The organism is Streptomyces sp. NPDC006197, assembly GCF_040613865.1.
GTDB lineage: Bacteria > Actinomycetota > Actinomycetes > Streptomycetales > Streptomycetaceae > Streptomyces.
Genome location: NZ_JBEXSZ010000116.1, coordinates 16,764 through 27,267 on the forward strand (window position 1 = coordinate 16,764; position 10,504 = coordinate 27,267).

At 72.7% G+C, this 10,504-nt stretch carries 10 protein-coding genes; 6 read left to right on the forward strand and 4 right to left on the reverse strand.

The window, feature by feature from the left end; genetic code table 11:
• Window positions 1–43: 43 nt before the first annotated feature.
• The 4 genes from ABZ318_RS29065 to rsmI all read right to left on the reverse strand — a co-directional run bounded on the left by ABZ318_RS29065 (window position 44) and on the right by rsmI (window position 3,746).
• Entirely contained in the window at window positions 44–1,240 is a 1,197-nt protein-coding gene (locus ABZ318_RS29065) for a ubiquitin-like domain-containing protein (RefSeq protein ID WP_356905432.1), read from the reverse strand.
• Window positions 1,241–1,390: 150 nt separating this feature from the next.
• Window positions 1,391–2,260, reverse strand: a complete 870-nt coding sequence (locus tag ABZ318_RS29070; RefSeq protein WP_356905424.1) for a TatD family hydrolase — start codon at window positions 2,258–2,260, stop codon at window positions 1,391–1,393.
• Window positions 2,261–2,300: 40 nt separating this feature from the next.
• Window positions 2,301–2,720, reverse strand: a complete 420-nt coding sequence (locus tag ABZ318_RS29075; RefSeq protein WP_356905425.1) for a hypothetical protein — start codon at window positions 2,718–2,720, stop codon at window positions 2,301–2,303.
• Between the two features lie 138 nt (window positions 2,721–2,858).
• Window positions 2,859–3,746: a 16S rRNA (cytidine(1402)-2'-O)-methyltransferase gene (gene rsmI / locus ABZ318_RS29080; RefSeq protein ID WP_356905426.1), complete on the reverse strand. Its 888-nt coding sequence runs from the start codon at window positions 3,744–3,746 to the stop codon at window positions 2,859–2,861.
• Window positions 3,747–3,840: 94 nt separating this feature from the next.
• On the opposite strand from rsmI, the gene ABZ318_RS29085 reads away from it, so the two are divergent.
• The 6 genes from ABZ318_RS29085 to ABZ318_RS29110 all read left to right on the forward strand — a co-directional run bounded on the left by ABZ318_RS29085 (window position 3,841) and on the right by ABZ318_RS29110 (window position 10,409).
• Window positions 3,841–5,550, forward strand: a complete 1,710-nt coding sequence (locus ABZ318_RS29085) for a phospholipid carrier-dependent glycosyltransferase (RefSeq protein ID WP_356905433.1) — start codon at window positions 3,841–3,843, stop codon at window positions 5,548–5,550.
• Between the two features lie 110 nt (window positions 5,551–5,660).
• Window positions 5,661–7,295 (forward strand): penicillin-binding transpeptidase domain-containing protein, encoded by a 1,635-nt coding sequence (locus ABZ318_RS29090; RefSeq protein WP_356905427.1) that lies wholly within the window; start codon window positions 5,661–5,663, stop codon window positions 7,293–7,295.
• A gap of 53 nt (window positions 7,296–7,348) precedes the next feature.
• Entirely contained in the window at window positions 7,349–7,837 is a 489-nt protein-coding gene (locus ABZ318_RS29095; protein ID WP_356905428.1) for a YbaK/EbsC family protein, read from the forward strand.
• Complete coding sequence (locus ABZ318_RS29100; RefSeq protein ID WP_356905429.1) at window positions 7,834–8,685, forward strand: EamA family transporter; 852 nt, start codon at window positions 7,834–7,836, stop codon at window positions 8,683–8,685. The genes ABZ318_RS29095 and ABZ318_RS29100 overlap by 4 nt, the downstream gene beginning before the upstream one ends.
• Before the next feature lie 73 nt (window positions 8,686–8,758).
• Complete coding sequence (locus tag ABZ318_RS29105) at window positions 8,759–9,316, forward strand: GNAT family protein (protein WP_356905430.1); 558 nt, start codon at window positions 8,759–8,761, stop codon at window positions 9,314–9,316.
• 175 nt (window positions 9,317–9,491) lie between these two features.
• Window positions 9,492–10,409 carry a MerR family transcriptional regulator gene (locus tag ABZ318_RS29110; protein WP_356905431.1) on the forward strand — a complete coding sequence of 306 codons (918 nt, stop codon included), beginning with the start codon at window positions 9,492–9,494 and terminating at the stop codon, window positions 10,407–10,409.
• Window positions 10,410–10,504 lie beyond the last annotated feature (95 nt).

Here is a 10,504-nt window from a genome sequence, read left to right on the forward strand (position 1 = left end):
CGCCGCCCGGTCCGGCCTCGCGCTCGCCGGTGCGGCCCGGGGCTCATCGGTACAGCCGGCGGCCGCAGTGGGGCCAGGGGCTCGCGCCCCGCTGCACGTACAGCTTCTTCGCGCGGAACGTCTGCTCGGCGGCGGGCGCGTTCTGGGCGGTGCCGGTGCCGCCGAGGGCGTGCCAGGTGCCGGGGTCGAACTGGTAGAGCCCGCCGTACGTCCCCGAGGGGTCGACCGCGTTCGGGCGGCCGCCGGACTCGCAGGCGGCGAGCGCGCCCCAGTCGAGGCCGTCGGCGCCGGCGACGGATGAGGGCAGCGGCCGGGTGCCGATCCGCACCTTGCGGCTGACGGGTTCGCGGACGATCTCCTCGCCGGTCCTGCGGGGCCGCTGCCTGACGCCGTTGACCGTGCGCAGGCTGTACGTGACGCGGCGGACGCCCGGGGCGCCCTGCCGTTCGACGACCTCGGTGCCGGCGAAGAGCGCGGGGTCGCGGACCTGCTCGACGGCGTACGGGACGGACTCCTCCCGCACCTGCCGGGAGCCGGTGATGCGCAGCACGTTCACGGTCTGGCCGTCGCGGGGGAAGGAGCCGGCCGGCACGGAGGTGGTGTCCTGTCCGGAGAGCGTGATCCCGGCCTCGGCGAGGGCCTCCCGGACGGTGGCGGCGTTCGTGCGGACGGTCCGCTCGCGCCCGTCGGCCAGGAAGGTGACGGCCCGCTCGGTGCGGACGTCGAGGGCGAGGCCCTGGCGGGAGATCACGGCGCCGCGGGAGGCCGAGAGGTAGGCGCCCTCCGCGCGGACCCCGAGCTGGCGCAGCGCCCCCTCGACGGTCCCGGCGGTCGTCCACACCTGGCGGCGGTGTCCGTCGACGGTGAGGGAGACCGGCCGCCCGTACCGGACGACGATGTCGTCGCCGTCGGCCAGGGCCTGGGTGGGGCCGGGGGCGACGATGTCGTGCTCGCCGACGGCGACGCCCTCGTCGGCGAGGAGCTCGGCGACGTCGTCGGCGAAGGTGTGGAGGGTGCGCGGGACGCCGTCGACGGTGAGCTCGACGGCCTTGTCGTCGGCGACGAAGGCGCTGGTGCCGCCGGCCAGGAAGGCGACGACGAGGGCCTGCGGGAGGAGCTTGCGCAGCCCGTCGCCCGTACCGCCGGGTGCCTTGCGGCGGCGGGCGGCGCGCCGGTCCCCGGCCCGGGAGCCCTGCCCGGGGACGGGGACGACGGCGGGGACGACGAGGGGCGCCGCCATCGTCGGCTGCTCGTGCAGGGGCAGGGTGGCGCCCGCCGCCCGCCGTCCGGCTCGGTGACTGCCCTGGGAAGTGCTCACGAGGCCGGGACCCTAGCCCCGGCCCCGGTTACTCATCCGAACGACTCGACCACGAAACGTAATCGTTATGGATCAGTAGTCGAAGGCGCGGGCCGTGTTCACGGCGATCGCCCCGGCCAGCTCGTTCTCCCCGATGCCGCGGACCTCCGCCATGGCCCGGACGGTGACCGGGATCAGGTACGGGGCGTTCGGGCGGCCCCGGAAGGGCGCGGGGGTGAGGAAGGGGGCGTCGGTCTCGACGAGGACCAACTCCAGCGGGGCGATCGCGAGGGCGTCGCGCAGCGGCTGGGCGTTCTTGAAGGTGACGTTGCCGGCGAAGGACATGTAGTAGCCCTTGGCGGCGCAGATCTCGGCCATGGCGGCGTCGCCGGAGTAGCAGTGGAAGACGGTCCGCTCGGGCGCGCCCTCCTCGTCCAGGACGCGCAGCACGTCGGCGTGGGCCTCCCGGTCGTGGATGACGAGGGCCTTGCCGTGCCGCTTGGCGATCTCGATGTGGGCGCGGAAGGAACGCTCCTGCGCGGCGATGCCCTCGGGCCCGGTGCGGAAGAAGTCGAGGCCGGTCTCGCCGACCCCGCGGACGTGCGGCAGGGCGGCGAGCCGGTCGATCTCGTCGAGGGCGTCGTCGAGGGCCGCGTCGCCCCCGCCCTGACGGGCGCCCTGGCGGGACCACCCGTCGGGGTCCCCGAGGACGATCCGCGGAGCCTCGTTGGGGTGCAGCGCGACGGCCGCGTGCACGTTCTCGTGGGCGGCGGCCGTCTCGGCGGCCCACTGCGAGCCCTTCACGTCGCAGCCGACCTGGACGACCGTGGTCACGCCGACGGCGGCGGCCTTGACCAGGGCCTCCTCGACGGTCCCGGACTGCAGGTCCATGTGGGTGTGCGAGTCCGCGACCTCCACGAGGAGGGGTTCGGGCAGCGGCGGCGGGGCGTCCTTGGCACTCATGGCCCCGATCGTACGAGGACCACGAGTGCCTCCGCGTGGCCTACTGGTGACGCCGGAAGGGGTGGAAGAGGTCCGACAGGTGCCAGTGGTGCGGTACCGGCGGCTTCTCGGGAGTGTCCTCGGTCAGTTCCTGGCCGATGGGTCCGGCCGGCCCGACGGGCTTCGTCGCCCGCGCCCCGTGGTGGTGCTTCTCGGTCGCGGCGATCAGGTCGAGCACCGACGACACCTGCCCCGCGCGCATGATGCGGACGACGTGGCCGCCGCAGTTCATGCAGGTGGGGCTGGACAGCGGGGACGGTACCCGCTCTCCGTCGGCCTTGTAGACGACGAATTCCTGGCCGGCGGCGTCGACGTGGTGCTCGATGTCGTACGCCTGCTCCCAGCCGTATCCACAGCGCATGCAGGCGAAGGCGTACGCCTCATGGCCGACGGATATGCCGGTGCCGGTGATCTCGCTCATGCCAGCTCCTCTCCACTGATCAGTGGACGCCTTTTCGGGCCCGAGCGCATCAGCGGGGGAGGAACCATGGAAGGCTTTTGGCTCTTCCCTTGCCAAGCGCCCCGGGAAGAGTCCCGGCGCCGGTTTCGGCTTTGCCTTTCAGATTAGCTCTTTACCCTTTCCAGAGCCTGACGCGTCCGCATTCTTTGCCGCGACCACGGCATCGAACACCTCCCGCTTGGGAAGTCCCGCCTCGGCCGCGACGGCGGCGATCGCCTCCTTGCGGCGCTCCCCCGCCTCCTCGCGCACCCGCACCCTGCGCACCAGCTCCTCCGCGTCGAGCTCGGCGGGGCCGGTCTCCGGGGCGCCCTCGACGACGACGGTGATCTCGCCCCGTACGCCCTCGGCGGCCCAGGCGGCGAGCTCGGCCAGCGGGCCGCGCTTGACCTCCTCGTACGTCTTGGTCAGCTCGCGGCAGACTGCGGCCCGGCGCTCGGCGCCGAAGACCTCGGCCATCGCGGCGAGGGTGTCGTCGAGCCGGTGCGGGGCCTCGAAGTACACGAGCGTCCTCCGCTCGTCCGCGACCTCGCGGAGGCGTCCCAGCCGCTCGCCGGCCTTCCTCGGCAGGAAGCCCTCGAAGCAGAAGCGGTCCACGGGGAGGCCGGAGAGGGCGAGCGCGGTGAGCACGGCGGACGGGCCGGGGACGGCCGTCACCCTGATGTCCTGCTCGACGGCGGCGGCGACGAGCCGGTAGCCGGGGTCCGAGACGGACGGCATGCCCGCGTCGGTCACGAGCAGCACCCGCGCGCCGCCGACCAGCGCCTCGACCAGCTCGGGCGTACGGGCGGACTCGTTGCCCTCGAAGTACGAGACGACCCGGCCCGTGGTGTGGATGCCGAGCGCCCGGGTGAGGCCGCGCAGCCTCCGGGTGTCCTCGGCGGCCACGATGTCCGCGCTCTCCAGTTCGGTGGCGAGCCGGGGCGGGGCGTCCGCGATGTCACCGATGGGGGTCCCTGCGAGTACCAGCGTTCCTGTCACACGGGACATCCTCCCAGCCCGGACAGGCGACTCGCACAGGCGCGTTCCCTACGATGGCGCGGTGACCAGTACCGCACCCGAGGCCCTGGAGGGCCAGCACCCCATGGCGGCGCCCGTGGCAGAGCCCTCTTCGTGGCAGCTCAGGCTGCGGCGCTTCGGCTACGCGCCGCCGGCCCCGGACACCGCGCCCCTCGGGCTGCGCGAGCGGCTCGTCCCCCCGTACACCCGGCCCTCCGCCCGGACGTGGTCGCTCCTCGGCATCGGCCCCGGCGGCGCCGAGCGGCTGTGGCGGCTGATGGCCTGGGGCGGTCCGCTCCTGGTCACGGCGGTCGCGGGCCTGCTGCGGTTCTGGAACCTGGGCAAGCCGCACGCGGTGATATTCGACGAGACGTACTACGCCAAGGACTCCTGGGCCCTGATCAACCAGGGGTACGAGGGGGCGTGGCCGAAGGACATCGACAAGACGATCCTGAAGGACCCGGGGTCGGTCCTGATCCCGACCGACCCGGGGTACGTCGTCCACCCGCCTATGGGCAAATGGGTGATCGGCGTCGGCGAGAAGCTCATCGGCTTCGAGCCCTTCGGCTGGCGCTTCATGGTCGCGCTGCTCGGCACGCTCTCCGTGCTGATGCTGTGCCGGATCGGCCGGCGGCTCTTCCGCTCGACGTTCCTCGGCTGCCTGGCGGGCCTGCTGCTCGCCGTCGACGGGCTGCACTTCGTGATGAGCCGCACCGCGCTGCTCGACCAGGTGCTGATGTTCTTCGTGCTCGCCGCCTTCGGCTGCCTCGTCCTGGACCGGGACCGGACGCGGGCGCGGCTCGCGGCGGCGCTGCCGGAGGACGAGGAGGGGGTGCTGCGTCCGGACGTGGAGATCGCGGAGTCGCTGCGCCTGGGCTGGCGGCCGTGGCGGCTCGCGGCCGGCGTGTCCCTCGGCCTCGCGGCGGCGACCAAGTGGAACGGCCTGTACGTGATGGTCGCCTTCGGCCTGCTGACCGTCCTGTGGGACGTCGGCGGGCGCCGCACGGCCGGCGCCATCCGCCCGTACGCCTCCGTGATCAAGAAGGACCTGCTGCCGGCGTTCGTGTCGGTGGTGCCGGTGGCCATCGGGACGTACCTGGCGACCTGGACCGGCTGGCTGGTCACCGACAAGGGCTACTTCCGCCACTGGGCGGAGGACCACGACAAGGCGGTCGGCGGCACCGGGAGCCTGGTCCCGGACTGGCTGCGCAGCCTCTGGCACTACGAGTCCGAGGTGTACACCTTCCACGTCGGCCTCACCTCGCCGCACACCTACCAGTCGAACCCCTGGTCCTGGATCGTCCTCGGCCGCCCCGTCTCGTACTTCTACGAGTCCCCCGCCCCCGGCACGAAGGGCTGCCCGGCGACCGCGACCGAGAAGTGCGCCCAGGAGGTCCTGGCCCTCGGCACCCCGCTCCTCTGGTGGGCGGCCTGCTTCGCGATCCTGTACGTCCTGTGGCGCTGGGCCTTCCGCCGCGACTGGCGCGCGGGCGCGATCGCCTGCGGCATCGCGGCCGGCTGGCTCCCCTGGTTCCTTTACCAGGAACGCACCATCTTCCTTTTCTACGCGGTCGTCTTCGTGCCTTTCCTGTGCCTGGCGGTGACCATGATGCTGGGCGCGCTCATCGGCCCCCGCGGTTCATCGGAAAGGCGCCGGACATTCGGCGCGGTGGCGGCGGGATGCCTCGTCCTGCTCATCGTCTGGAATTTCATCTACTTCTGGCCCATCTACACCGGCACCCCCATTCCGATGGACCAGTGGCGGGCGCGGATGTGGCTGGACACCTGGGTGTAGGGCCCGGGCCCCCGGTGGGGCGGGTTTGACGGATGTGGCGGGCGTGGCTCGACATGCGCACGCCGTGGCTGCTTGACTCGTCGGTCCACCTGGGGAGGGGAGGCGCAGTCATGCGCAGTGGGGCCAAGGTCGCGATCGTCGGGGGCGTGTTCGCCGTCGTGGCGAGCGGCGTCGGATACGGGGGCTACAACCTCTGGAACGGGATCACGGGCGGCGAGACCTCCGTGGGCACCAAGGCCGGTGACGCGCCGAAGACGGGTCCCCTCACCGCCGACGAGGTCACGACGGCCGCGAAGGACTTCCTGGCGGCCTGGGCCGCCGGGGAGCCGGAACGGGCGGCCCAGCTGACGAACGACCCGGTCACGGCGGGCCCGGCGGTCGCCGCCTACCGGGAGGACGCGAAGGTCTCGAAGGCGGTCATCACCCCGGGGGCGGCCGTCGGGACGAAGGTGCCGTTCACCGTGAAGGCGACGATCACCTACGAGGACGTGTCCAAGGACTGGTCGTACGCCTCCGAACTGACCGTGGTGCGGGGGCAGTCCACCGGCCGGCCACTGGTGAAGTGGCAGCCGACCGTGCTGCACCCGAAGCTGACGACGGCGGGGACCCTGCGGACGGGCCTCGCGAAGACCGCGTCCGTGAAGGCCGTCGACCTCGACGGCACGGAGCTGACGGCGGAGAAGTACCCGTCGCTCGGGCCGGTCCTGGACCAGCTGCGCAAGCGGTACGGGTCGAAGGTCGACGGCACGGCCGGCGTCGAGACGTACATCGACTCGGGCAGCGAGTCCGTCGCCGACACCACGCTCCTCGTCCTGTCGAAGGGGAAGCCGGGCAAGCTGAGGACGACGATCGACGCGGGTGTCCAGGCGGCGGCCGAGAAGGCGGTGAAGCGGTACGGCATGGCGTCGGTGGTCGCGATCCAGCCGTCGACGGGGGCCGTACGGGCGGTCGCCAACAGCCCGGCGAACGGCTTCAACGCGGCGTTCCAGGGCAAGAAGATGCCCGGCTCCACGATGAAGATCGTCACGGCGGCGCTGCTCCTGGAGAAGGGCCTGGTCAAGGCGGACCAGGTCGCCGAGTGTCCGCCGAGTGCCATGTACTACGGCCGGACCATCGGGAACCTGGACGGGTTCTCGCGGAACGGCGCGACCTTCGGGGAGAGCTTCGCCCGCTCCTGCAACACCGCCTTCATCAAGAAGATCGACGACGTCGGCGACGATTCCGCGCTGGGCAAGGAGGCCAAGGAGGTCTTCGGCATCGGCCTCGAATGGAAGACCGGCATCGGGTCGTTCGACGGCTCGGTCCCCGAGGCGACGGGTGGTGAGGCGGCCGCGCAGTACATCGGCCAGGGCACGGTGCAGATGAACCCGCTGAACATGGCCTCGATCACCGCGACGGCGAAGGACGGGCGGTTCCGGCAGCCGTACCTGGTAGCGGCGGACCTCGACGACCGGCCCTTCGCCAAGGCCGAGCGGGAGCTGCCGTCGTCGGTGGCCCGGCAGCTGCGCGACATGATGCGCACCACGGCGACGGCGGGCTACGGCACGGCGGTCGGCCCGATGGCCTCGGTGCGCGGCGACAAGGGCGCCAAGACCGGTTCGGCGGAGGTCGACGGCCAGGAGACGTCGGACAGCTGGTTCACGGGGTTCGCGGACGACCTCGCCGCGGCGGCCTTCGTGGAGGGCGCCGGCCACGGCGCGACGGCGGCCGGCCCGGTGGTCGCGCAGGTGCTGAACGCGGGCTGAGGTCTCCGGAACCCGGTCGCGTGGCCCGTACACCGACCGCTAGCGTGCGGGCCATGACGACCTCACACGCCGATGCCCACCCCCAGTTCGCCGCCGCCCTTCGGGAGCTGGGGCTCGACGTCGAGATCCGGCGGTTCCCGGACGAGACCCGCACCGCGCAGCAGGCCGCCGACGCCATCGGCTGCGAGGTCGCGGAGATCGTGAAGTCGCTGGTCTTCGCGGCCGACGGGGTGCCGGTCCTCGTCCTGGTGGACGGCGCGTCGCGGGTGGACGTCGAGCGGGTGCGGCAGGAGCTGGGCGCGGAGAAGGTGACCCGGGCGGACGCGAAGGCGGTCCGGGAGACGACGGGGTACGCGATCGGGGGCGTGCCGCCGTTCGGGCACCGCACCAGGACGCGGGTCCTCGCCGACCGGGGCGTCCTCGACCACCCGGTGGTGTGGGCAGCGGCGGGCACCCCGCACACGGTGTTCGCGATGGACCCGAAGACGCTGGTCGCGCACGCCGGCGGCACGCTGGTGGACGTCCGCGAGCCGTCCGCGTGACGCCGCTCGTCACGCTCGCGGTCCTCGTCGCGGCCGTCACGCACGCCGGCTGGAACGCGATCGCCCACGGCATCAAGGACCAGTTGCTCTCCTTCACGCTGATCTCCGGCGGCGGGGCGCTGATCGGCATGGTGACGGCCCTGTTCGTCCCGCTGCCGGCGGCGGGGGCCTGGCCGTACCTGGTCGCTTCCGCACTCCTGCACATCGGCTACTACGCCCTGCTGATGCGCTCGTTCAGTCTCGGCGACTTCGGCCAGATGTATCCGATCGCGCGCGGGACGGCCCCGCTGGTCGTGACCGTCCTCGCGGCGGTCTTCGTCCACGAGGTGCCGGACGGCTGGCAGCTGCTCGGGGTGGCGGTGGCCTGCGCGGGCCTGACGGGCCTCGCCCTGTGGGGCATCCGGGGCAAGGACGCCCGCCCGCACTGGCCCGCGCTGCTCGCGGCGGGCGCGACGGGCCTGTCGATCGCCCTGTACACGGTCGTGGACGGCCTCGGCGTCCGCGCCTCCGGCACCCCGCTCGGCTACATCGCGTGGCTGATGGTCCTGGAGGGCCTGGCGATCCCGGCGTACGCCCTCTGGACCCGCCGCGCGGCGCTCCTCCCCCAGCTCCGCCCGTACGCGGCCCGGGGTCTGCTCGGCGCGGCCCTCTCGGTCGCGGCGTACGCCCTCGTCCTGTGGGCCCAGACGAAGGCCCCCCTGGCCCCGATCGCCGCCCTGCGCGAGTCCTCCATCATCGTGGGCGCGGCGATCGGCGCCCTCTTCTTCAAGGAACGTTTCGGCGGCCCGAGGATCGCGGCGGCGGGGCTGATGGTGGTGGGGATCGGGCTGATGCTGCACGCGGGGTGAGTCCCGCACGGCGTTCCGTCGGCGGCCCGGGAAATCGGTTCCGGGCCGCTGTCTCCGTCACTAGAGTGCGGCCGTGGAGATCGCCTACGAACGCTTCGAGTCGGCCGACGCGGAAGAACTGGTGGGCTTCCTCTCGGGCGACACGTGGCCGTTCCACGGCTCGGACGTGGTCGACCCGGCCGAAGCCCGGCGGTGGATCGGGGAGGGCCGCTACGACGGCCGGGACAACCGGGCGTTCTGGATCACGGTTGCCGGTGAGCGAGCCGGCCTCGTCCGGCTGATGGACCTGTGCGACGACACGCCGCTGTTCGATCTGCGCATCCGCTCCGAGCACCGAGGGCGGGGCCTCGGCTGGCAGGCCCTGACCTGGCTCACCAGGTACGTGTTCACCGAGTTCCCCCGGGTCCGGCGGATCGAGGGCACCACCCGTCAGGACAACGCAGCGATGCGCCGTGCTTTCCGAAGGTGCGGTTACGCGAAGGAGGCGCACTATCGCGATGCCTGGCCGGCAGCCGACGGCACGGTCCGTGACGCCGTCGGGTACGCGATTCTGCGACGTGACTGGCTCTCCGGCAGCACAACGGTCCCTGATTGGAACGACGAGCGCGTCCTTGGATCAGGTGGCGTCTGATCAGGCTGCCGCGGTCCCTTCACGCTCGGCCAGGACGCCGTTCTCGGACCTGACGCCGGAGCGGACCAGGGCAGCCGGCTGGGCTCCGGTGATCGCCCGCCGGCGGTCCCGGGCGGAGGTCGAGCCCGACCAGCGGGCTTGCGTCTCCCGTAGGGGGAGACCTCAGGGTGGGGGCATGGAAGAGGACACCTGGTTGGGGATCGGGGAGCTGGCGCGGCGGGGCGGGGTGTCGGTGAAGGCCGTGCGGTTCTACTCCGATCAGGGGATCGTGCGGCCCGCCGGGCGCAGTGCCGCCGGGTACCGGATGTACGACGTCGACGCCGTCGCACGGCTCGAACTCGTCCGGACCCTGCGGGATCTGGGCATCGGTCTGCCGGCGATCCGGCGGGTGCTCGACCGCGAGGTCTCGCTGCCGGAGGTCGCCGCGGTGCATGCCGAGGCGCTCGACGTGCAGATCAGAGCCCTGCGGTTGCGGCGGGCCGTGCTGACCGCGGTGGCCTCGCGCGGATCGACCCCCGAGGAGACGGAACTCATGCACAAGCTTGCCCGGCTGTCCGAGGAGGAACGGCGAAGGCTGGTCGACGGCTTCCTCGACTCCGTCTTCGGTGGGCTCGGCGCCGAACCCGTCTTCGCCGGTGTTCGACGGTCCATGACCCCTGAACTGCCCGCCGATCCCGAGCCCGAGCAGATCCGGGCGTGGGTGGAGCTGGCCGAGCTGTGTCAGGAGCCGGGGTTCCGGGACTCCGTGAGGAGGGCGGTGGAGTACGAGACGCGGGAGTGGGGTGGTGGCGGTGTGCCGCGGCCCGGGCTTGCCGCGGTCGTAGGTGAACTGGTCGGGCCTGCCGTGAGGACCGGTGTCGATCCGGGGTCGCCCGAGGCCGATCCCTTCGTCCGCGCCGTCGTCGCGTCGTCCCCGGACGGCCCGCGTGCGCTGCTGGAGCGGCTCGACGGCATGGTCGACCCGCGCCGCGAGCGGTACTTCCGGCTGCTCGCCGTCGTCAACGGCTGGGAGGCTCCGGAGAGTCCGGCCCCGGCGGTCGAATGGACCGTGCGCGCCCTGCGGGCCCGGCATGCTCCGAAAGACAGGCCCTAGGGGGCGTCTTGCCGATCAGGCCGGGCGTCTTGCCGATCTCGCCGGCGACCTGGTGAAGGGCAAGGCGGCCGGGCTTCCCGTCGCCGTCGTCCGCG